A 21,869-nucleotide genomic window follows, 5' to 3' on the forward strand; every position below is an offset into this window, starting at 1 on the left:
AGCGGCCATCTGCGCTTCGAACCATCCTTTCCCGATCCGCACGGCCAAGCCGCCCCTCGTAGACCAGAAACGGCCAAAATCAATATTTAGTCTTGATTTGTGAATTAATTTTCATATATTGAGCCAATCGCTGTTTTTTTATGGAAGAAATATCAAGTGCGTGAACGCGAACCCAGTCTGGTCAATGCCTTCCGGCAATCCACCCCCTATGTCAATGTGCATCGGGGTGCCACCTTTGTGCTGATGATGGGCGGAGAAGCCATCTGCCACCCCAACTTCGCCAATATCGTCAGCGATATCGCCCTGCTGCAGACACTGGGCATACGCCTGGTGCTGGTGTTTGGTTCACGTCCGCAAAACGATGAGGCGCTGGCCCGCGCCGGTATCGAGGCCCAGTATCACAAGCGGATCCGGGTCACCGATGACGAGAGTTTCACCATCATCAAGCAAGTGTGTGGCGGCCTGCAATATGACATCACCGCCCAGCTCTCCATGGGGCTCGCCAACACCCCCATGCAGGGGGCGCGGATCAGCGTGGTGAGCGGCAACTTTGTCACCGCACAGCCGCTGGGGGTGGATGATGGCATCGACTTTTGCCACAGCGGCCGGGTGCGCCGCATCGACGTGGAGGGGATCACTCGCCAGCTCGACCAGAAGAGTCTGGTGCTTATCTCCCCCATCGGCTGCTCGGTCACCGGCGAGAGCTTTAACCTGAGCTCGGAAGAGGTAGCCCGCCGGGTGGCGGTCGACCTCAAGGCGGACAAGCTCATCTGCTTTAGCAGCACCCAGGGGGTGATGGACAGACGCGGCGAAGCCATCTCCGAGCTCTTCCCCGAACAGGCCGAAGAGCTGCTGGTGGAGCTGGAGCAGGCGGGCGAAGAGATGTCCGGCACCGCCCGCTACCTGCGTGCGGCCATTGCCTCCTGCCGTGGCGGCGTGCCCCGCTCCCATCTGGTCAGCTATCAGGATGATGGCGCCATGCTGCAGGAGCTGTTCAGCCGCGACGGCCTCGGCACCCAGATCGTGCGGGAAAGTGCCGAGCAGGCCCGCGCCGCCACCATCGAAGATATCGGCGGCATTCTGGATCTGATCCGCCCGCTGGAGGAGGAAGGCATTCTGGTGCGCCGCTCCCGCGAGCAGCTGGAGATGGAGATCGACAAGTTCACCATCATCGAGCGCGATGGCCTCATCATCGGCTGTGCGGCCCTCTACTGCTTTATGGAAGAGGCGATGGCGGAGATGGCCTGCGTCGCCATCCACCCCGACTATCGCAACTCCAACCGGGGAGATCAGCTGGTGGCCAAGGTGGCCGAGCGGGCCAAGCGGCTCGGCATTCGCCGCCTGTTCGTGCTCACCACCCGCTCCATCCACTGGTTCCGGGAGCGGGGCTTCGATCCGCTGGAAGTGGAAGATCTGCCGGTGGCGCGCCAGCGTCTCTACAACTGGCAGCGCCGTTCCAAGGTTTTGTCAAAGACCATTGCCTAAGCCATTGATTCTGTGTTGAGTTAGCCGACAATTTGAACTTTTTCACAAACTCGATTGACAGTGCAATCCAACGCAGGGTATTTCTAAATGCACTCCACCGCCCTGGTGGAGCCAGAAGAGGAGCGCTGCCCAGGCAGCCCAAGGGAGGACGCCAGCGTCCGGTGAACTTGGGTCAGGGGGAGCAGCGCCGAGACGAGTGAGGAGACTGGTAACCTCAACGTCGGCTGCGGGGGCTGAATCCCCCGGGTTGTCATCGGTAGTGATCATCCCCCACCGCGCTCTGTCAGGGGCGGTACGGGATGGGCTCTGCAGGTGGAGTGCTTCTGGCCGGGATAGCTTCGTTCATTCCTGCCATTTTCAGCCTCCTCCTCTTTTTTTTGCCCGATGGAACCGGAATTTTAAAATAAGACAGGAGTAAGCAATGAGCCCGATCAATGTCGCCAAGTTTGGCGGAACCAGTGTCGCCAACTTCCCAGCCATGAACCACTGCGCCGATATCGTGCTGGCCAATCCCGCCACCCGGGTGGTGGTACTGAGCGCCAGCGCCGGTGTCACCAACCTGCTGGTCGCTCTGGCACAAGGGGAGCTGGACGAGGCGGGCCGCGACGAACAGCTGGCCAAACTGGCCGGGATCCAGCAGGCCATTCTGGCCGATCTCGGCAACCCCGTTGATGTGAGCGCCCTCATTCATGGCCAGCTGGACGAAATTCGCCTCATGGCCCAACAAGCTCACCAGCATACCGATGCGGAGCTGGCCGATCGCCTCATCGCCTGCGGCGAGCTGATGTCTACCCGCCTCTTTACCGAGCTGCTGCGCCAGCGCGGCGTCAAGGCCCACTGGCAGGATGTGCGCCAGCTGATGCGCACCGACAGCCGCTTTGGCAAGGCCACCGTCGACCTGGCCACCACCCGTACTCTCTGCCAGCAGACGCTAGGCCCGCAGCTTGGCGACAGCCTTATCATCACCCAGGGCTTTATCGGTGCCGATGGCGATGGCCGCACCACCACGCTGGGGCGCGGCGGCTCTGACTACAGCGCGGCCCTGCTCGCCGAAGCACTCGATGCCGCCAGTATCGAGATCTGGACCGATGTGCCCGGCATCTACACCACGGATCCGCGCCTCGTCACCCGCGCCCGCCCCATTCCCGAAATCAGCTTTGTCGAAGCAGCCGAGATGGCCACTTTCGGCGCCAAGGTGCTGCACCCCGCCACCCTGCAACCGGCGGTGCGCCAGAATATTCCGGTGTTTGTCGGCTCTGCCAAGGATCCTGCCGCCGGTGGTACCTGGATCCGCGCCAGCACAGATTCAAGCCCGCTGTTTCGCGCCGTCGCCCTGCGCCGCCAGCAGGTGCTGGTAACCCTGCACAGCCTCAACATGTTCCACGCCTACGGCTTCCTGGCCGAAGTGTTCGGCATTCTGGCCCGTCACCGTATCTCGGTCGACCTCATCACCACGTCGGAGGTGAGCGTGTCACTGACGCTGGATCACACCGGCAGCCAGAGTAACGGCGAACCGATCCTGAGCGACAAGGTACTGGCCGAGCTGGGGCAACTCTGCAAGGTGGAGGTGGAAACCGGTCTGGCACTGGTGGCACTCATCGGCAACCGGATGAGCGAAGTGAACGGGGTGGGCAGTCAGGTCTTTGACGCCCTGCGCGAGCACAACATCCGGATGATCTGCTACGGCGCCAGCGCCCACAACCTCTGCTTCCTGGTCAAGGAGAGCGAGGCGGGCAATATCGTCAACCGCCTCCATCAGGAGTTGCTGGACTGACCCTCACCGCGAGGCGAACCAGACCATGCAACAGGGCGCCCGCAAGGCGCCCTGTTCATTTGTACTCCGCAAAGGTATCGGCTCAGGCAAGGCTGGTGGCAGGCAACTGGCAGGCGACGGCTTCGCGGCGCAGCTGCTGCAAGCGGGCCAGCAGCCCGGTCTGGCCCAACTCAGTCTCCTGAGGCGAGAGATTGTCCACCAGCAGCGGATAGTGATCCGTTACCGCCTGCATCAACCAGTCGAGGCGACGCAGGGTGAGCGGGCCGCAGCTCTGGCCGCTCAGATCATCGGCCACATCGAGCCGGTGGCTGCGATACATGTCCCGCCACCAGTTGGCGACCAGCGCCTCGTCGCTCGCCAGCGCGGCGCTCCACTCCCCTTGCAGGGCGTGCAGGCGGGCCAGCACGGGCGCACTGGCCCCTTCACGGATCAGGTGGTGGATCTCCCGTTTGACCCATTTCAGGCAAAGCTCGCGCCAGTAGCGAAATTGCGGCAGAGGATCGGCCTCATCGAGCCAGAGTCCGGAGAGGGTGCGGGTCTCCAGCCGCTCCGGCACATGGAACTGCGGGTCGACCAGACCGTTGGAGTTGTATTCAAAGCGGGGATCGAAGGTCCACATATAGCCAAAGTCGAACACGCTGATCTGCTCGCCGTCATCGAGCAGGTTGCCCGGGCTCGGATCCCAGTCAAACCAGCCCCAGCGGGCCAGCTCCCCCTGCACCTCCAGCATCTGGGCCAGATTGCGTTCGTTGAGCTGATGGATCGGCACACCCCGCAACCAGGGGGAGACCAGCACCCCGGCCCGCGCCGAGCCAAAGCTGGTGCAGACCACGTGGGAGAGGACAGTAGGATGCAACTCGCGCAGCGCCTCGATTTCGCGCCGCCGCTCCAGCTCGGTCAGAAAGGCTGTCTTGCCATCGAGGTTGGCCACCAGCGAATCCTGACGGCGCCGCTTGAGGCACCAGTGATGCCCCTCCACCTTGAGGTGAAACACCTCGGCGGTGAGACCGTGGCGATAGACCTTGACCACAGCCGGATGGCTATCCTTCAGCTTGACCAGTTGGGCCAGCGGCAGCGGGCAGTCGCGCTCGCGTCCGATCCGGATCTCTTCCTTGCTCTCCAGCATGCGCAGCAATCTGGCCTGACGTGCCATCACTTTGGGATTCATACATGTACCTCCAGTCGCTATCGAGAGACTAAACAGCAGATCCCTCCCAAGCCAGTGGCAAAACCCCATGATGACGCTTTCATCACATATTCCGAACAACCCCTCGATCGGGATCACAATTTGCAAGGTTGAGCTGTAACCAAATATTCATTAAGTGGTCATTAAATTGACAAGCTGAAACAAGGCCCGCACCATCGGGTCAAACTCTATGCGGATGAACGATCTCTCCCTCACTCGCTCAAAGGATGAGCTTATATGAATCGCCCCTCCTCAGGCCGCCCCCGCGTCCTGAGTCTGCCTTCTCTACTGCTTGCCCTGCTGGGCGGATTGCTGCTGCTAACCCTGTTGTTACCGCTGATCAATCCCGGCAGCTGGCTGGGTCGTGCCCAGCCGCTGGTGCTGGGCCCCGCCGACAATCCGCTGGCCACCCTCACCCGCCACGCCCTGCTCTATAAAAGCGACAGCCGCGGCCTCTATCTGGTGGTGCGCAGCCAGTGGCAGTTGCGAGGGCCATTGCAAGCGGGGGACAAGGTGCGGGTGGAGCTGCTCAACGACAAGGGGGAGCGGATCGACCAGCTCAGTCAAGCGGTGGATAAACGTCAGGTGTGCCGCAATAACCGCTGCTCGCTGGATCTCAACAGCACCCTGCGCGCCCCGGACGATGCCCTTGATAGCCGCTATCAGCTGCGCATCGGGCTGCTGCTCAAGGATCGCCCCGAGAGCGGCGATTTCAGCCAGATCCTGCAAACCCTGCCCGAGCAGGGCTTCAACCTCACCTATCTGGTGGTGAGCCTGACCCTGGTACTGGCCCTGAGCGCCGCCGTGCTCAAGACGGTGCTGCCAAAGCTGCGCCGCAGCCTGCGCTGGCGGATCATCGGCAGCCTGCTGCTCGGCAACCTCACCTTCGTGCTGCTGCACGGCTTCGTGGTGTTCAAGCTGGGGGAATTTCTGCTCTGGTCAGGCTTTCGGCCGGAGCACTACTATCTGGCCTGGGGCAGCATGGTGCTGGGCTGGAGCCTCTGCGCGCTGGCGGGCTTCAACCTCTATATGGGGCTGGTCTTTACCGCGCTTTCTGGCATCGGTCTGCTGGCCAACTTTATGAAGATCGCCATCTACGGCGTGCCGCTCGGGGGTGATGATTTTGGCAACCTGCTGGCGCTGCTGCGGATCCTGCTCGACCAGCACCCCATCCTGCCCATCTTCACCGTTTTACTGGCACTGTTTCTCTGCTGGCGCTTTGCCCTGTCACGCTGGGTGCTGCGCACAGCCGCGGCCACCGTCGCCTTCTTTGCCCTGTGCGTCTTTGCCACCCAGACTGGCAACAAGCTGCTGGGAGCCAACATTCGCTACGTGGATCGCGCGGTCAACTACCACAGGGACATCATCCGCTCTGGCCCCGGCCTCTATCTGTTCAATCTGGTGGACGAGATGCTGCAAAGTGGCAGCGTGTTTCGCTACCCCTTGCAGATCAACGAGCTGGCCCCGCAGCTGAGTTATCCGCCCCAGGGCATAGCGCCGCGCTGGGATCTGGTGATCGTGCTGCAATATGAGTCGCTCTGGCTCGACTGGAAGGGGCGGATCTGCGCCCCTGCTCCCACCCTCTCCCTGCCCGCCAGCGTGCAGCAGTGGCAAAAAACCATCCACTCCCCCACCACCGGCGGCATGACGGTGCTGGCGGAGTTCGAGATGAACACCGGCCTGCCGGTGGGCTTGCTCAAGCAGGGGGTGGTGCCCTACTACTACCTCTCGCAGCAGGTGCCGGGGCTGGCCCAGAGCGCCAGACAGAACGGCTACCAGACCCTGTTCGCCCACCCCTATGTGGAAAAATTCTGGGGCCGCGCCAAAGCGATCCCAGCGCTCGGCTATGAGGAGCGCTGGTTCGACACCCGCTTCACAACCCTTGAGCACAAGGGGCTCTATATCTCCGATGATGCGCTGATCGACCACCTGCTCAAACGCAGCGAACAGGATGACAAACCGCTGTTTGCCTATGCGGTCACCATGCAGGGGCACGGCCCCTTCGATGGCCCCCGCTATCAGGGGCAGGAGCGCAGCGGCGCCTGCCCGAACCAGAGCGAGAGCGACACCCAGCTGCTCAACACCTACTACACCGGGGTGGTGGATGCCATGGCCTCGCTGGAGCGGCTGCTCAAGACCCTCGACCAGTCGGGCAAGCGCTATCTGGTGGTGGCCTTTGGCGATCACCAGCCGTTTTTGATGTCGGCCGGCAAGGGCATTCACGGTGACAAGCCGGCGCGCGATGCCACCTACCAGATCCCCATGATGGCCTTCACCCGCGCCGATGACCCCCTCAATCTGGCGACCCAGTTTGCGCCGGTGCGCCAGCTCTACCAGATGGGTCAGGCCACCCGCCAGCTGCTGGCGGGGGATATCACCCCCATCGAAGAGAAGCCCCTGCTCCATCCGGTGCTGGGCGAGGAGAAAGGGTTCGACCCATCAAGCCTGGTGCCGCAGATCCGCGCCAGCTTCCGACCCGATGCCCTGCCCTGATCCCTCCCCACAAAAACAGACCAGGCCGCATCCGCGGCCTTGTTGTTGGACATTCATTTCGCACTCATTCTGCTCGCCACCAGGGCTCCAGTAGCGTGAGTCTCTGCCTGTCGAGATCGAGCGCTACCTCGATACCCAGCGGCAGCGTCAGCATGGGCTGGGTATGGGCGCAGTCAAACTCCGCCAGAAATGGGGAAGCTCGGCTCCCCCACCACCTCCAGCAGGATATCGAGGGGTCGCTTGACGCTACCCTGATCGTTGAACAGCTCATGCTTGCCGAGGATAAGCGCGCCGATCCGATCAAACACCCCGCACAGCTTGAGATGGGCAAAAGATCGCTCCAGCGTCTCGGCTGATTTCAGGCTGTCCTCCAGCAGCAAAATGTCGCCGTGCTCGATGGGCGGCATATAGGGGGAGCCCCAGATCCCCGCCATGGTGTTGAGATTGCCGCCGATCAGTCGCCCCTCAACCCGGCCAGAACCCACCGAGATCAGCCGATTGGGCTGGCACTGCTTGGCCCGGGTCTGATTCTCCCAGTCCAACCGTTCATCGCTCCACTGCACCGGGGTGGGCAGCGTGCAGGGGACGCCAGCTTCATCGGCCAGCGCAATCTGTAAAAAACTGGCCAGCGTCTCATCCACCAGCGGCGGCAACTCGCCAAAGGAGGCCACCAGCGCCGGGCCATAAAAGGTAACCAGGCCAGTTTGGGCATGTATGCCGAGCAGCAGCGCCGTCACGTCTGAGTAGCCAACGATGATCTTGGGATCGCGCCTCAGCGCCTCAAAATCGAGGTAGGGCAGCAGGGAGTTGGAGTTGCTGCCGCCAATCACCGAAATGATGCAGCGCACTTCTGGGTCGCGAATAAGGGCGTTGAGCTCCTCGGCCCGCGCGGCAATGGAGCCGGAGCGCCAGTGATCCTGCTGGCCGGTGAGGCTGCCCGCCTTGAGCCTAAAGCCCTGCCCCTCAAGAAAGGCTCTGGCGCGGGCAAAACGGTTGGGTGCCCAGGCGGTCGCCGCGCTGGAGGGGGAGAAAAAAGCGATGGTATCGCCACGTCGGAGCAGCGGGGGAACCAATAACGTCATGACACACTCATCCTTGCCAATATCCAGCCATCACAGACTTGTTGAGACTCCTACACAACCCCTTTGATCACAACGGGTTTATCACCATCGTTTAGAAATACAAAACACTTGATTCATTATTAACAGATATTCTAAACACCATCCCCTTCCTAGAATGACCTCATTGCGATGGCCAACCCCGGTTGGTTGTCAGAACGGTCGGCCTGACAGCCCGGACGTTCTCTTTCCCACTTTTTCTCTCTGACTTATCAATGAGGTGCCTGTCATGAACAAAAACGCATCCCCCAGCGCATTGGTTGTAGAAGGCGGTGCCATGCGCGGCATATTTGCCAGCGGCGTGCTGGATGCGTTTATCGAGCATGACTATCGCCCCTTTGACTTCGCCATCGGCGTCTCGGCGGGGGCCACCAACTTGCTGGCTTATCTCGCCAGCCAGCATGGCCGCAGCCACGAGATCCTGACCAAACTGGCATGCAGCCAGCAATTTATGGATCCCCTGCGTTTTGCCAAGGGGGGCAATCTGGTGGATATCCACTGGCTGTGGAACACCAGCTGCCGCAAGTATCCCCTCGACATTCACGCCTACCGGGAGACCGGCATCCCCTTCTATGCGGTGGTGACCAATACCCTGACCGGCAAGGCGGAGTACATCCGGGTCAAGCCGGAGAACATGAACGAGGTGCTGCCCGCCAGCTGCGCCATTCCCCTCGCCTCCCACGAATACCCGGAGGTGCACGGGGTGCCGATGACAGATGGGGGGGTGGCCGACTCCATCCCGGTGATCGAGGCCTACCGCCGCGGTGCCCGTCACCTGACGGTGATCCTCTCCGAGCCCCTTGGCTATCGGCTCAAGCCGATGCCCTTCCCCTGGATGATCCGCACCCTGCTCAAGACCCGCCCCGCGCTGGCACAGGCGCTGGAGCAGCGGGATCGCAGCTACAACGAGGCGCTCGATTTTATCGCCAATCCGCCGGAGGACTGCCAGATCGAGGTGATCGCCCCGGCCGACTACTTCCCCGTTTCCCGTTTCACCCGCGATATCAACAAGCTGGAGATGGGATACATGATGGGCAAGTGCGCAGGCTATCAGGCCGCCCTGCTCAATTGATAAGGGTTTTACAGGTATGACCCGACCTGCCGCGACGCACGCGCCGCAAACACAATAACAATCGGGTCAGTTGAGCAACATGAGTCATAAAAACAGACCGTGGCGAGGCAAGCGCGGCCAGAACCGATGCCAGACATCCTGACCGACCCGCTCCTCATCCCTATGCCAGGGCATCTCACCCTCATACAAGGTGTTTATTTATGTCGTTTCTTCTCACCCATCCCGCGCTGGCGCAGCTGTTCGAGCGGCTGCTGCCCGATTACCGGATCATGGCGCCCGCGGCCGAATATCGGGGCGGCCGCTTCTCCGACACCGACAACGTCACCTACCACAGCATCCGCCATCCGGCCGATCTGGTGTGGCAGGAGAAGTCCCACTTATCCCCGAAAGAGGTGGTGCTCCCCATCACCCAGACCCTGTTCCACTTCGACAATCTGGAGCTGCGTGAATCAAAGGTGGAGGCCAAACCCACCCTGCTGTTCTTGCGCAGCTGTGATATCCACGCTCTGCGCAGGCTGGATCAGGTCTACCTGAAAAACGGCCAGAACAGCGACGTCTACTACGCCCGGTTGCGCAGCAAGCTCAAGCTGGTGCTGCTGGAGTGCCGCGAGAGCTTCGAGAACTGCTTCTGCGTCTCCATGGGCAGCAACGAGACCCAGGACTACGCCGCCGCCATTCGTCTGAGCGATGAGGGTGCCCGTATTGAGGTGAAGGATCCCGAGCTGCTCGGCTACTTTGCCGAGCTCGGTGAATCCGACGACTTCACCCCTGAATTTGTCCAGAGCAACCCGGTCAAGGTACGCACCCCGGACAGCGTCTGTGACGACCCCCAGCGGATCCGCCAGATCCTCACCACCCATCCGGTCTGGGCCGAGTACGACAGCCGCTGCATCGGCTGCGGCCGCTGTACCACCTCCTGCCCGACTTGCAGCTGCTACAGCGTGCACGACCTCACCTATGCGGAGAACCCCAAGCAGGGCGAGCGCCGTCGCCAGTGGGCCAGCTGCATGGTGGATGGCTTCAGCGACATGGCCGGTGGCCACGGTTTTCGCGCCAAGCATGGCGAGCGCCTGCGTTATCGCGCCCTGCACAAGGTCAACGACTACAAGGCCCGTCAGGGGGAGGAGCACATGTGCGTCGGCTGCGGCCGCTGCGACGATCGCTGCCCTCACTACATCTCCTTTAGCAACATCATCAACAAGATGACCGATGTGGTCGAACAGACCATCGCAGCCGACAACGCGCAGGGGGCGAACTGATATGTGCCAGTGCCAGCAAACCGCAACAGCAGAACAACAGCAGGAAGCAGTCGAAAACCGCCTGCTGCCCAAGGCCTACACCATTCTGGCCATCGAGCGTCACACCGAGCTTGAGTGGAACTTTCGGGTCTCCCGCGACTTTGATGTCCACTACGGCCAGTTTGTGGAGATCTCCCTGCCCACCGTTGGCGAAGCGCCCATCTCGGTCTCCGACTATGGCGATGGCTATGTGGATCTGTTGATCCGCAAGGTCGGCAAGGTGACCGATGCGCTGTTTGCCCTCGATGTGGGCGACAAGGTGTGGATGCGCGGCGTCCACGGCAACGGCTATCCGCTGGAGACCTACCACAACCAGCACCTCATCGTGGTAGCGGGCGGCACCGGCGTCGCGCCGGTCAAGGGGCTGCTGCGCCGCTTCAGCAAACATCCGGAAGAGGTGAAATCCCTCGACATGATCCTCGGCTTCAAGAACGAGCAGGCGGTGCTCTATCGCCACGAGATGCCGCTCTGGGCCGAGCAGCAGAACCTCATCGTCACCCTGGACGAGGGCAAGGAGAGCGAGCAGTTTCGCATCGGCCGGGTCACCGACTACATCGACCAGCTGGATCTCGCTGACAAGGAGGATATCCAGGTGATCGTGGTCGGCCCCCCCATCATGATCCGCTTCGTGGTGCTCGCCTTCCTCGAACGGGGCATCCCCAAGGATCGCATCTGGGTCGACTACGAACGCCGCATGGCCTGCGCCGTGGGCAAATGCGGCCACTGCCGGATGGGCGACACCTATATCTGCGTGGATGGACCGGTCTTTCGTTTTGACCAGGCCCAGCATCTGATCGACTGAGGGAGAACACCATGAGTCTCGATATCGACATCATCAAGGCCCGCGCCAAGAACGAATACCGCCTCTCCAAGGTGCGCGGCGAAGCGATGATCAGCGTACGCATTCCCGGCGGGATCATGCCCGCCCACCTGCTGGCGGTGGCCCAGCAGATCGCCGAACAGTATGGCAACGGCCTGATCCACCTCACCACCCGCCAGAAGCTGGCGATGCCCGGCATCAAGTATCAGGACATGGACAAGGTCAACGCCGCCCTCGAACCCTTTATCAAGGAGATCGAGGTGGAGACCTGCGGCATCGAGGTAGAAGACACCCAAGCCGGTTACCAGACCATCGGCGGGCGCAACATCGTCGCCTGTCAGGGCAACACCATCTGCCAGAAGGGCAATATCGACTGCACCGGGCTGGCCCAGCGGATGGAGAAACACCTCTACCCCAACCCCTATCACCTCAAGATGGTGATCGCCGGCTGCCCCAACGACTGCGCCAAGGCCAACATGGCCGACTTCGGTATCCTCGGCATCGCCAAAATCCACTTCAATGCCGAGCGCTGCATCGGCTGCGGCGCCTGTGTCAAGGCATGTAGCCACCACGCGGTGGATTGCCTCGCCATCAAGCATGGCAAGGCGGTCAAAGAGGAGAGCAAGTGCATCGGCTGTGGCGAGTGCGTGCTGGCCTGCCCGACCCTGGCCTGGCAGCGGGATCCCAAGCAGCTCTACATGGTCAAGCTGGGGGGACGCACCAGCAAGAAGACTCCCCGTACCGGCAAGCTGTTCCTCAACTGGGTAACCGAAGAGGTGCTTCATGCGGTGATCAAGAACCTGTTCGAGTTCGAGGCCGAGATGCTGGATGGCAAGCCCATCTACCTGCACATGGGTCACCTTATCGACCGGGCCGGTTATCACAAGTTCAAGGAGCGGGTGCTGCGCGGCGTCACCCTCAACCCGGAAGCCATGGTCGCTGACCGCATCTTCTGGGCCGAAGATCAGTACGTCGCCAACATGCACGTCAAAGCGGTGCAATAGGAAAAACCTCGTTTGGGGAAGCGTGATCAAGTGGCCGACACCGGTGGGGATCTGTCGTTGGCCCGGGCGTAGATCACCCTTCCCCTTTTTTATTCCCGTCGGGGGATCTTTCCCCCGGCCATCCGGGGTGCGTCACGGCGCGCCCTGCTATCTCGCCCGGCGCGGCATTGCGAGCGGGCCAGCATCCGGAGCCTGTTATGGACTTTCTCCCTCTCTTCTGTCAGCTGCAAAACAAGCCGGTCCTGATCGTCGGCGGCGGTGAGGTGGCGGTGCGCAAGGCGCGCCTGCTGCTCGATGCCAAGGCGAAGATCACCATCAATGCCCCGCATCTGGAACCCCAGCTGATGAGCTGGGCCGAGCAGAGTCGCCTGACTGTCTGCGCCGCCAATTTTCATCCCGAACTGCTCGATGGCAAGTGGCTGGTGATCGCTGCCACCAACCAGCAAGAGGTCAACCAGCAGGTCTTCAACGAAGCGAACCTGCGCCAGATCTTCTGCAATGTGGTGGACTCCCCGGCCCACTGCAGCGCCATCATGCCCGCCATCATTGACCGCTCGCCGCTGATGGTGGCCATCTCCAGCGCAGGCGCGGCGCCGGTACTGAGCCGCCAGCTGCGGGAAAAACTCGAAGCGTTGCTACCGCAACACCTCGGCCAGCTCGCGGCGCTGGCGGGCAAGCTGCGCGAGCGGGTCAAGGCCATTCCTGACAAGCTGGCCCGCCGTCGCTTCTGGGAGCGGCTCTTTAGCCACGATCGCCTCGCCCGCCAACTGGCCCGCGGCCAGCAACAGGCAGCCGAGCAGAGCGTCGCCGAGCTATTGAATGAGCCGCTGCAGAGCAAGGGAAGCGTGACCCTGGTGGGCGCCGGCCCCGGTGATGCGGGGCTGCTCACCCTGAATGGCTTGCAGCAGTTGCAGCAGGCGGATGTGGTGGTCTATGACCGACTGGTCTCGCAGGAGGTGTTGGCGCTTGTTCGCCGGGATGCCGAGCGGATTTTTGTCGGCAAGGAGGCGGGCCGCCACTGCGTGCCCCAGCAGGCGATCAACCAACTGTTGCTGGAACAAGCGCAGCTGGGCAAACAGGTGGTGCGGCTCAAGGGGGGCGATCCCTTTATCTTTGGCCGGGGTGGCGAGGAGCTGGAAACCCTGGCCGAGGCGGGCATCCCCTTCTCGGTGGTACCGGGCATTACGGCAGCCTCAGGCTGCGCTGCCTACAGCGGCATTCCCCTCACCCACCGCGATCATGCCCAGCGGGTGCAGTTCATCACCGGGCATGACAAGGAGGGCAATATCGCCCAGGAGTGGTCGGCACTGGCGGCCCCCCGCCAGACCCTGGTGTTCTACATGGGGCTGGCCCACGCCGCCCGCATTCAGGATGCGCTGCAAACCCACGGCATGCCCGGTCACACCCCGGTGGCGCTGGTGGAGCAAGGCACCCAGCTCAGTCAGCGGGTGGTGCGCGGCGAGCTGCAGCAGCTGGCCGAACTGGCCCGTCAGGTGAAGAGCCCGAGTCTCATCATCATCGGCTCGGTGGTCACTCTGGCCGACAAGCTGGACTGGTATGGGGAAGCCAACGCCATCCACGGCATCTAACCCCGCACGGCTATCACCCAATAGAGACAACAAAACAGAGAGCGGCCATGCCGCTCTCTGCTTTTTGCATCAATGACCAAGCCGTGGCACAGCGCGTCTGTTACTCGAGCCGGATGGGGCCGGTGTTCTGAACATCGATGTCATTCCAGTCGCTCTCATCGCGAATACGCGGATCCCCCTGCAAGGTGTAGAGGATGGTGCCCTGACGAAACTGCAGCGCACCATCGGCCCGTTTCGCCTTCACCTTGACTCCGTTGACCCACACCTGCTCCTTGCCATCCACCTGAATATTGGCCACCGTGGCGCCTGTCTCGCGGTTTTTGGCGATCCACTTGCCCTGATAGGGCGAGTCCCCCTTGGCCATCGGCAGTGCGGCAGCCTTGCCCGCCGACCAGGCGTGCACGGTGCAAAAGCCGTGGGCCCGGCGATCATGCTTGATGACGTAATCCAGGGTGGGTTCGCTGGCGGGCAGATCGAAGGTGATCCCGATGACCACCTTGCCGCTCGTGGCCGAATAGGCGGCGGGCGCCAGCGTTTTCAGGGTCGCCTTCTTGCCATTGATAAAGACGTTGCCCCCTTGCGACTTGACCCGGATATCGGTGGGGCAAGTGGCGCTGAAGTTGGGCAGCGCCGCGAGGGCACTGCCGGCATGGGCGGTCATGGCCAACATGACAAGGGTCAGCAGAGCAGGTTTTTGATTCATAGTGATACGCCTTCAAAAGAAGAGAACCTCGTCCGTGAGCGGTGTCGTTCCTGATGGCGGCACTCTAGCTTGCCCCTCTCGGGCTACCCAGTGAAAAAAAATAAAACCGGCCAGTGGAATTATTAATAAATATAAATATTTAAAATCAATGGGTTGAGAAAAAACCTTACCAACAACACGTATCTGCCAAGCAATAAAAAAGCCGATAACCCGGTTATCGGCTCATTGCCCATGCAGAGGCTGGTGCCCGATCAGACCACCACGGCGGTACCACTGATGCTGACCATCAGCATGCTGCCGTTTTGCCCCACCACTTCGTAGTCGATATCGATGCCGACCACTGCGTTGGCACCAAGGGCGGCGGCACGCTCTTTCAGCTCATCGAAGGCGATATCGCGGGCACGGGCCAGCTCTTTTTCATAGGCGCCGGAGCGGCCGCCGATGATGTCGCGGATCCCGGCAAAGAGATCCTTGAAAATGTTGGCGCCGAGAATGGCTTCGCCAACCACGATACCGCGGTATTCACGAATGGTTTTGCCTTCCAGCGTGGGGGTCGTCGAGAGGATCATCTTGAACTCCTGTGAGTAGCAGAAGGGCTCAGACTACCCCAACTGCCCGAAAATCCCAACCGGGGGGTGACCTGTACGACGCCGTCCTTAAAAATCACGACAGCCAGATAAAAAACACCGCGCACGGGGCACGGTGTTTGTTTCAGAGGGCGATTACACCGCTACGGGTTGTAAGAGACTACCGAGCCACTGAGGCCGGTCATCTGGGAGATCCTCCCCTGCATCCCCTGCAGTTTGGCCTTGGAGACATCCGGCCCGATAAAGACCCGGTTGAGCTGACCCTGCACCGGTGTGCGCGGCGAGGTGTGGGCAGAGTAGCCCGCCGCCCGCAGCTTGCTCACCAGCGCGTTGACGCTGTCGACGTTCTTGAAGGCGCCAAGCTGAAGGATCCAGCTGCCCTGCGCCGGTGCCGCAGCAGGCGCGGGTGTGGTCGGCTGGGTCATCTTGCTTTCAATCAGATCGTCGAGGGACTTGATCTGACCCGCCTGCGGCTTGGCCGGTGCGGGCGCCTTGGCCACTTCAACCGGTTTGGCTGGCGTCGGCTTGGGTGCTGGCTTTGGCGGTTCTACCGGTTTTTTGGCCACCACTTCCGGCTTGGGCTGTGGCTTGGGTTGGGCATTCTGTTGCGGCTGGACCGGCGCCGGTGCGGCAGGGGTTGTCGCCGGCTGCGCACCGTTGCCCTGACCGGCGAGGGTCATGGGATCAGCCACCTCTTCCACTTGCCACTGCTGGGCCGCAGAGGCCTGTTGCTGGCTGGCCAGATGATCGGCTGGCAGGCTGCTGGCTGCCGAGACCTGCAGCGCAGGCTTGGCAGGCTCCAGCTCGGGGCGCAGCGGGATCTTGGCAAAGGCCTCCTCCTTTTGTGCCAGCTTGTGACCATCCAGCAAGTCAGGCAGGAAAATAACAACCAGGGCCACCAGGATGACGGTGCCCACCAGACGGTTTTGAAACTTCGAGGCCAAGTTGAATCCTACCTTTACGTAACTCAATATGCGATTTGGCTCCCCGCCCGAAGGCCGGGGAGCCGGGGTGTGGCCTAGACGGCGACACCCGCCAGAATGTCGGCGACAGTGTAAAACGAACCAAACACAATGACCATATCGTCCGGACTCGATGCGACCAACGCAGCCTGATAAGCGGCGCTGACATCATCAAACTCTCTGGCAGGGCCCTTGCCCTCCCCCAGCGCCGCAGCCAGTTGCGCAGCAGTGGCGGCGCGCTGGCCGGTGAGACTGGCCAGATACCACTCGCCAATCAAGCCATCGAGTTCGGCAAGGGAACCCGCCATGTCCTTGTCTTTGAGCATGCCGACCACTGCGCGGCGTACACCCGAGCTGGGCATCTTGCGCAATTGCGCTGCCAGATAGGCTGCCGAATGGGGGTTATGGGCCACATCGACGATCACCAGCGGCGCACTTTGCAGCTGCTGCATCCGGCCAGCCAGCCGGGCATTGGCAAGCCCGTCACGAATGGCGGACTCCGGCAGCGGCAAGCCGAGGGACTCCAGCGCAGCCAGTACAGTCACCGCGTTCATCAGCGGCAGGGCAGGTTTGGGCAGATCCCGCCACTGGTTGAGGCCGTGATAATCCCAACCGCTCTCGTGCTCATCGCCACGAAAATCGATACCGACCTGACGCAGGTTGGCGCCGATACGCGCCGCCTCGCTGGCGATAGTTGACGGGGGATTGGGCTCGCCGCTGATGGCAGGTTTGCCGGCGCGATACACCCCGGCTTTCTCCACCGCCACCGCCTCGCGGGTATCACCCAGCCAGTCGCAGTGATCGAGGGCAATGGAGGTGATCATGGCCACATCGGACTCCACCACATTGGTGGCATCGAGCCGACCACCCAAGCCCACTTCCAGCAGCAGCACGTCCGGCGCGGCGCGGCAGAAGAGCCACAAGCCAGCCAGGGTGGCAAACTCGAAGAAGGTAAGGGCAATCTCGCCACGAGCGGCTTCCACCTCGGCAAAGGCGGCGCAGTGATCGCTGTCGGGCAGCTCTTGCCCGTTGACCCGCACCCGCTCGGTAAAGCGCAGCAGATGGGGCGAGGAGTAGACGCCGACCTTGTAGTCTGCGGCCATCAGAATGCTGGCCGCCATGGCACAGCTGGAGCCCTTGCCGTTGGTGCCCGCCACCGTGATCACCTTGAACGGCAGCTGGGTAAGCCCCATACGCCGGGCGACAGCACCGACCCGATCCAGCCCCATGTCGATATTGACCGGATGGATCTGCTCCAAATAAGAAAGCCAGTCGACAAGCGACCGGCTTTGGGATTGTTGCATGTTTGAACTCATCTTCACTCTTCGATGACGTGAGTATTCAGCATTTTGGCGAGCAGGCTGGCCAGACGGTTACGCATTTCACGGCGATCGATGATGATATCGATGGCACCCTTTTCCAGCAGGAACTCGGAGCGCTGGAAGCCTTCCGGCAGTTTCTCGCGCACGGTCTGCTCGATAACGCGCGGGCCGGCAAAGCCGATTAGAGCCTTTGGCTCGCCCACGTTGATGTCACCCAGCATCGCCAGACTGGCAGAGACGCCACCCATGGTGGGGTCGGTCAGCACGGAGATATAGGGCAGGCCCGCCTTGGTGAGTCGGTCCAGCGCTGCACTGGTCTTGGCCATCTGCATCAGGGAGAAGAGGGCTTCCTGCATGCGAGCACCACCAGAGGCGGAGAAGCAGACCAGGCCACGGCCTTCCTTGATGCACTCCTCGACGGCGCGCACAAAGCGGGCACCGACCACGGAGGCCATGGAGCCCCCCATGAAGGAGAATTCGAACGAACAGGCGACAACCGGTACCCCTTTGAGGGTCCCTTTCATCACCACCAGCGCATCTTTCTCCGCCGTCTCTTTCTGAGCGGCAGACAAACGATCCTTGTAGCGCTTGGAATCCTTGAATTTCAGTACATCCTGCGGCTCCAGCTCGGCACCGATCTCGGTACGACCCTGCTCATCGAGGAAGCTCTCGAGACGGGCGCGGGCGCTGATGCGCATATGATGATCACACTTGGGGCACACTTCGAGGTTGCGCTCCAACTCTGCCCGGTAGAGCACCTGTTCACAAGCACTGCACTTGGTCCACACCCCTTCCGGAATGTTGTGACGACGGGGCGCAGTAATCTTGCTCTTGGGAAGAATCTTCTCAAGCCAGCTCATGGAATTCCTTAATGCTTTTGTGCCTGACAAAACGCATCGAGCCTAGATTGTTCAATGACTTAATAGCTCGATGGCAACAAATGACGGGTCATTAAACCACAATTTTTCGGGCGCAGTTACTAAAAACTGGTCGTACCCGGTGCCGAGTCCGGCAGCCACAGCGGGCCGAGCGGCAACTGCGGTAGAGCAAACTCGGCTGGGTAATCCACGTCGACCAGATAGAGGCCACCGGCCTTGGCGGTCGGCCCGGCCAGATTACGATCCTTGGCAGCCAGCACCTCGGCAATCCACTCCACCGGTTTGAGCCCCTGCCCCACCAGCAGCAGGGAGCCGGTGATGTTGCGCACCATATGGTGCAGGAAGGCGTTGGCCTTGATGTCGAGCACGATGTAGGGGCCGGAGCGGCTGACACACAGATGGGTCACATTGCGCCACGGGGTGTTGGATTGGCAGGCGACAGCACGGAAGGTGCTGAAGTCGTGCTCCCCCAGCAGGCTCTGGCCCGCCTGGTGCATCAACTCCGCATCGATGGTCTCGTGGTAGTGGCTGACGCCACTGCCGAGGATCGCCGGCCGGTAGTTGTGGTTGTAGATGACATAGCGGTAGCGACGGGCGGTGGCGCTGAAGCGGGCGTGGAAGCTCTCGTCCACCTGCTTGACCCAGCGCACGGCGATATCCGGCGGCAGGTTGGAATTGAGCCCCAGGGTCCAAGCCCCTTCGGCACGGTTCGCCTCGGTATCGAAGTGGATCACCTGACCGGTCGCATGGACACCGGCATCGGTGCGCCCGGCACACTGGATGGAGACAGGGTGGTTGGCAATCCGGCTCAGCGCCGTCTCCAGTTCAGCCTGCACGCTGATCACTTCACGCTGACGCTGCCAGCCGAAATACCGGCTGCCGTCATATTCAATACCTAGGGCAATTCGCATGGATAAACTTGTCTTGTTGTGAAAACGCAGTGAAAGAAACGGGGCGGATTATACGCGCTCAGCCCGAAAAGTCCCACCACACGCGCAATTGGCCTGGATGGTCAGCCTGCGCGGCCATGATCCCCCCATCGCAAATCGCCAAAAGAAGAGGGCAGCCTGCTGGCTGCCCCCGTTTTGCTGACCCCGTGATGGGAGATGCTTTAGCCCAACCGCTTGAGTAACTTCTCGGCTTCGGCACGCAGGTGATCGCTACCCTGCTCCGCCGCCTCTTGCAGCAGCTCGCGGGCGCTATCCTTGTCGTCAATCTCGAGGTAGGCACGGGCCAGATCCAGCTTGGCTCCTACACCGCCGTCGTCGGCATCCACATCAAACCCGGTGGATTCCGGCAGCACCTCGGGGAAGCCATCGAGCCCCACATCCAGCGAGAAGCCCTGATACGGCTCCTGCTCCGGCGCGGTGGCATCCGCTTCGGCCAGCAGCTTGTCGATCTCGACGTAGCCGCTCTCTTGCGCCTGCTCACGGGGTTGAACATCTGCCGGATGAGACTCCACCTCGGCGAACGCATCTTCGAAATCGGAGAGCGCCAGCTCGTTGGGATCCCACTCCAGATCCAGCTCCGCTTCTTTCGCCTTGACAGGCTCAAGACCGAGCTCGGCCAGCATGGCATCCGCACTCTCGTCAGCGTCCTCTACGGCACTGAGATCAATGGCGTTATCATCTTTGCCAGCAGCAGGCTCGTCGAGGGCACTGTCGAAATCGCCGAGATCGAAGCTCGCCAGATCGTCGTCAGCGGCGCCGACTTCGTCGATGGAGCTCAAATCGGGCTCGAGGTCAGCTGAGAGATCCGCATCCAGCTCGGCAAACAGGGCTGCCTGCAGCTCCTCTTCGCTCATGATCTCGTCAGCGGCCTTGGGCTTGGGGTTGAACTCGCTGGCCAGATCCATGGCGGGCTCGTTGGCCAGCGCAATGGGCTCATCCAGCGAGAGATCGAGATCCGGCACCAGATCCGGGTCACGACTGGCTGGCTGGGCCGCCATCCGCTCGGGCTCGAAGCCCTGCAGCTCCATCTCGCCCTCGTCGCTGAACACCAGATCGACATCCGGCTTGGCGGCCGGCTCGTCAGGCTCCATCGGCATAAAGCCATCCGGGGTGTTGAGATCCGGCACCGGGCGCACCGGCTCGTTGTCGGTCACATCGACGCTCAGCAGATCATCAAACTCGCTCTGCTCCTGATCCATCATCATGGCGGTGGATTCGGAGAGGCTCTTCTCCTGCTCTTCCAGTTCGCGGCGGGCACGGGCACGCAGCCACAGGGTCACCAGCGCCAATACCAGCAGCACTGGCAGCAGGATGATCATGGCGAGGTTGAGCGGTGAGGAGAGCAGATCCATCAACCAGTTTTTCTCAGGCTCCAGCTCGGCTGCCACCGGCGGGACCGGTTGGGCCTTGAGCTCGGCAATCTCTTTTTGCAGCGCCGTCTGATCCTGCAGCTGTGCCTTGAGGGTCTCCACCTCTTCGGTCAGGGATTGCAGACGCAGTTTGAGCCTGTGGTTCATCTCGGTCACCTGGCCGAGCTGGGCATTGGCATCTTCCAGTGCCAGCGCCATCTCGGTAGCCGGTTTGCCCACCGGTTTATCCAGATCGGAAGGCAGAGGCGCCGGGGTGGTGCCTTCTGCTGCGCTCGGAGCAGGTGCTACCGCCTCTTTCGGCGCAGGCTCGCTCACCTTGGCCACTTCTTTGGTTTCAGCAGCCGGTTGCGGAGCCACCACCGGGGCGGGAATGGGGGCGGCTTTCGCCACTGACAGCGGCGCAGGCGCAGCCTTCACCGGCTCGGTCTTGGCGGCTTCCACCTTCGCGGGTTTGGCGGCAGCCGGCTTGGCGGTATGGGCCTGCTTGTCAGCCAGATATTTGGGGCTTAACCCCTTCCAGCTGGCGTTGTCGCTGCGGAACTTGGCGCGGGCCTGTGCATCAGTGATGACGCTCGCCTCGGCCGCGGTCGGCAGCAGAATGCGGGAGCCCACCAGAATGTGGTTGATATTGCCATCGGCAAAACTGCGGGGGTTTTTCTCGTAAATCGCCACCATGGTCTGGTAGACGCTGACCCGATTGGAGGGGCGATATTTGCTCGCCAGGCTCCAGAGGGTATCGGTCGGACGAACAGGGCCATAGCTACCGGCATTGGCAGTGACCTGACGCGTCACCGGCTGGGCGGTTGCACGCACCGGTTGTGCGACGGGTCTGGCGACCGGCTGCGCCAGCGGCTGGGAATTGACGGCGGGAGGTGCGGGTTCGTCAGGGCCTTTTAGCTCGACAAAAAAAGGCTCCCGCGCCGAGTCTTCAGCCTGGACGGTGCCCAGCAGACCCAATGCGAGTAGCGTTGCCAATGTTATGCGGGAATGTCCCATATTCGTTCCTTCGTATGACGGCCCTATCACATTGAAAAATCTGGATAGTTACCCCAAAACAGTCGGTTCAATATAAATCAGGCTCGCCTGGCAAGCCAGCAGTCCGACACATTTAGCACCCAACTTGACCCTGAGTGTAGGAAAAAACTTAATCAGTTGATATCGCAACAGAATCTTGAAGTGACGGAGTGCGGCATGGGTCACACCCCGGTTTGATCACAGGCCGGATGCGCAGCACTCCCTGCTGCGCATCTGTGGCATC

Annotated in this window: 16 protein-coding genes, 1 pseudogene and 1 riboswitch; of the genes and pseudogenes, 8 read left to right on the forward strand and 9 right to left on the reverse strand. The window is 61.6% G+C overall.

Features of this window, described 5'->3' with window-relative positions:
* Positions 1-156: 156 nt before the first annotated feature.
* Positions 157-1,485, forward strand: coding sequence for an amino-acid N-acetyltransferase (gene argA, locus I6L34_RS01730; RefSeq protein ID WP_005345063.1), 1,329 nt, complete (start codon positions 157-159; stop codon positions 1,483-1,485).
* 107 nt (positions 1,486-1,592) lie between these two features.
* Positions 1,593-1,816, forward strand: a riboswitch (Lysine riboswitch).
* Positions 1,817-1,906: 90 nt separating this feature from the next.
* A complete protein-coding gene (gene lysC / locus I6L34_RS01735; protein WP_047438909.1) occupies positions 1,907-3,259 on the forward strand; it encodes a lysine-sensitive aspartokinase 3 in 1,353 nt (450 codons plus the stop codon).
* Positions 3,260-3,341: 82 nt separating this feature from the next.
* Here lysC and I6L34_RS01740 read toward each other — a convergent pair whose 3' ends face one another.
* Entirely contained in the window at positions 3,342-4,427 is a 1,086-nt protein-coding gene (locus tag I6L34_RS01740) for a hypothetical protein (protein ID WP_216955457.1), read from the reverse strand.
* 255 nt (positions 4,428-4,682) lie between these two features.
* Here I6L34_RS01740 and I6L34_RS01745 point away from each other — a divergent pair, with 255 nt between their 5' ends.
* Entirely contained in the window at positions 4,683-6,938 is a 2,256-nt protein-coding gene (locus tag I6L34_RS01745) for an LTA synthase family protein (protein ID WP_216955460.1), read from the forward strand.
* 64 nt (positions 6,939-7,002) lie between these two features.
* Here I6L34_RS01745 and I6L34_RS01750 read toward each other — a convergent pair.
* Positions 7,003-8,020: pseudogene (locus I6L34_RS01750) on the reverse strand (S66 peptidase family protein).
* A gap of 265 nt (positions 8,021-8,285) precedes the next feature.
* Here I6L34_RS01750 and I6L34_RS01755 point away from each other — a divergent pair.
* The 5 genes from I6L34_RS01755 to cysG all read left to right on the forward strand — a co-directional run bounded on the left by I6L34_RS01755 (position 8,286) and on the right by cysG (position 13,839).
* Positions 8,286-9,128 (forward strand): patatin family protein, encoded by an 843-nt coding sequence (locus I6L34_RS01755; RefSeq protein WP_216955462.1) that lies wholly within the window; start codon positions 8,286-8,288, stop codon positions 9,126-9,128.
* Positions 9,129-9,328: 200 nt separating this feature from the next.
* Positions 9,329-10,387, forward strand: coding sequence for an anaerobic sulfite reductase subunit AsrA (asrA, locus tag I6L34_RS01760; RefSeq protein WP_216955464.1), 1,059 nt, complete (start codon positions 9,329-9,331; stop codon positions 10,385-10,387).
* 1 nt (position 10,388) lies between these two features.
* Positions 10,389-11,228, forward strand: a complete 840-nt coding sequence (gene asrB, locus I6L34_RS01765; protein WP_042080452.1) for an anaerobic sulfite reductase subunit AsrB — start codon at positions 10,389-10,391, stop codon at positions 11,226-11,228.
* Positions 11,229-11,239: 11 nt separating this feature from the next.
* Positions 11,240-12,250: a sulfite reductase subunit C gene (gene asrC, locus I6L34_RS01770; RefSeq protein WP_058056676.1), complete on the forward strand. Its 1,011-nt coding sequence runs from the start codon at positions 11,240-11,242 to the stop codon at positions 12,248-12,250.
* 197 nt (positions 12,251-12,447) lie between these two features.
* Positions 12,448-13,839 carry a siroheme synthase CysG gene (gene cysG, locus I6L34_RS01775; protein WP_216955467.1) on the forward strand — a complete coding sequence of 464 codons (1,392 nt, stop codon included), beginning with the start codon at positions 12,448-12,450 and terminating at the stop codon, positions 13,837-13,839.
* Between the two features lie 100 nt (positions 13,840-13,939).
* Here cysG and I6L34_RS01780 read toward each other — a convergent pair whose 3' ends face one another.
* The 7 genes from I6L34_RS01780 to I6L34_RS01810 form a co-directional block, all read right to left on the reverse strand.
* Positions 13,940-14,542: a hypothetical protein gene (locus tag I6L34_RS01780; RefSeq protein ID WP_058058509.1), complete on the reverse strand. Its 603-nt coding sequence runs from the start codon at positions 14,540-14,542 to the stop codon at positions 13,940-13,942.
* 251 nt (positions 14,543-14,793) lie between these two features.
* A complete protein-coding gene (locus tag I6L34_RS01785) occupies positions 14,794-15,111 on the reverse strand; it encodes a heavy metal-binding domain-containing protein (protein WP_005344950.1) in 318 nt (105 codons plus the stop codon).
* Between the two features lie 161 nt (positions 15,112-15,272).
* A complete protein-coding gene (dedD, locus tag I6L34_RS01790) occupies positions 15,273-16,073 on the reverse strand; it encodes a cell division protein DedD (protein WP_005352757.1) in 801 nt (266 codons plus the stop codon).
* A gap of 74 nt (positions 16,074-16,147) precedes the next feature.
* Positions 16,148-17,407: a bifunctional tetrahydrofolate synthase/dihydrofolate synthase gene (folC, locus tag I6L34_RS01795; RefSeq protein ID WP_058058507.1), complete on the reverse strand. Its 1,260-nt coding sequence runs from the start codon at positions 17,405-17,407 to the stop codon at positions 16,148-16,150.
* Between the two features lie 2 nt (positions 17,408-17,409).
* A complete protein-coding gene (gene accD / locus I6L34_RS01800; protein WP_005333765.1) occupies positions 17,410-18,273 on the reverse strand; it encodes an acetyl-CoA carboxylase, carboxyltransferase subunit beta in 864 nt (287 codons plus the stop codon).
* Between the two features lie 119 nt (positions 18,274-18,392).
* Positions 18,393-19,202, reverse strand: coding sequence for a tRNA pseudouridine(38-40) synthase TruA (truA, locus tag I6L34_RS01805; RefSeq protein ID WP_040066446.1), 810 nt, complete (start codon positions 19,200-19,202; stop codon positions 18,393-18,395).
* A 200-nt stretch (positions 19,203-19,402) separates the two neighbouring features.
* The gene (locus I6L34_RS01810) at positions 19,403-21,607 is read right to left on the reverse strand and encodes a FimV/HubP family polar landmark protein (protein WP_216955469.1); all 2,205 of its coding nucleotides are present in this window, start codon (positions 21,605-21,607) and stop codon (positions 19,403-19,405) included.
* Positions 21,608-21,869: the final 262 nt, after the last annotated feature.

Origin of the sequence: Aeromonas sp. FDAARGOS 1404 (assembly GCF_019047085.1) — a bacterium.
Classification (GTDB): Bacteria; Pseudomonadota; Gammaproteobacteria; order Enterobacterales; family Aeromonadaceae; genus Aeromonas; species Aeromonas veronii.

Coding starts and splice junctions, on each gene's coding strand:
- lysC (WP_047438909.1), top strand. CDS start 1,907: ATGAGCCCGATCAATGTCGCCAAGTTTGGCGGAACCAGTGTCGCCAAC.
- I6L34_RS01740 (WP_216955457.1), bottom strand. CDS start 4,427: ATGAATCCCAAAGTGATGGCACGTCAGGCCAGATTGCTGCGCATGCTG.
- I6L34_RS01745 (WP_216955460.1), top strand. CDS start 4,683: ATGAATCGCCCCTCCTCAGGCCGCCCCCGCGTCCTGAGTCTGCCTTCT.
- I6L34_RS01755 (WP_216955462.1), top strand. CDS start 8,286: ATGAACAAAAACGCATCCCCCAGCGCATTGGTTGTAGAAGGCGGTGCC.
- asrA (WP_216955464.1), top strand. CDS start 9,329: ATGTCGTTTCTTCTCACCCATCCCGCGCTGGCGCAGCTGTTCGAGCGG.
- asrB (WP_042080452.1), top strand. CDS start 10,389: ATGTGCCAGTGCCAGCAAACCGCAACAGCAGAACAACAGCAGGAAGCA.
- asrC (WP_058056676.1), top strand. CDS start 11,240: ATGAGTCTCGATATCGACATCATCAAGGCCCGCGCCAAGAACGAATAC.
- cysG (WP_216955467.1), top strand. CDS start 12,448: ATGGACTTTCTCCCTCTCTTCTGTCAGCTGCAAAACAAGCCGGTCCTG.
- I6L34_RS01780 (WP_058058509.1), bottom strand. CDS start 14,542: ATGAATCAAAAACCTGCTCTGCTGACCCTTGTCATGTTGGCCATGACC.
- I6L34_RS01785 (WP_005344950.1), bottom strand. CDS start 15,111: ATGATCCTCTCGACGACCCCCACGCTGGAAGGCAAAACCATTCGTGAA.
- folC (WP_058058507.1), bottom strand. CDS start 17,407: ATGAGTTCAAACATGCAACAATCCCAAAGCCGGTCGCTTGTCGACTGG.
- accD (WP_005333765.1), bottom strand. CDS start 18,273: ATGAGCTGGCTTGAGAAGATTCTTCCCAAGAGCAAGATTACTGCGCCC.
- truA (WP_040066446.1), bottom strand. CDS start 19,202: ATGCGAATTGCCCTAGGTATTGAATATGACGGCAGCCGGTATTTCGGC.
- I6L34_RS01810 (WP_216955469.1), bottom strand. CDS start 21,607: ATGGGACATTCCCGCATAACATTGGCAACGCTACTCGCATTGGGTCTG.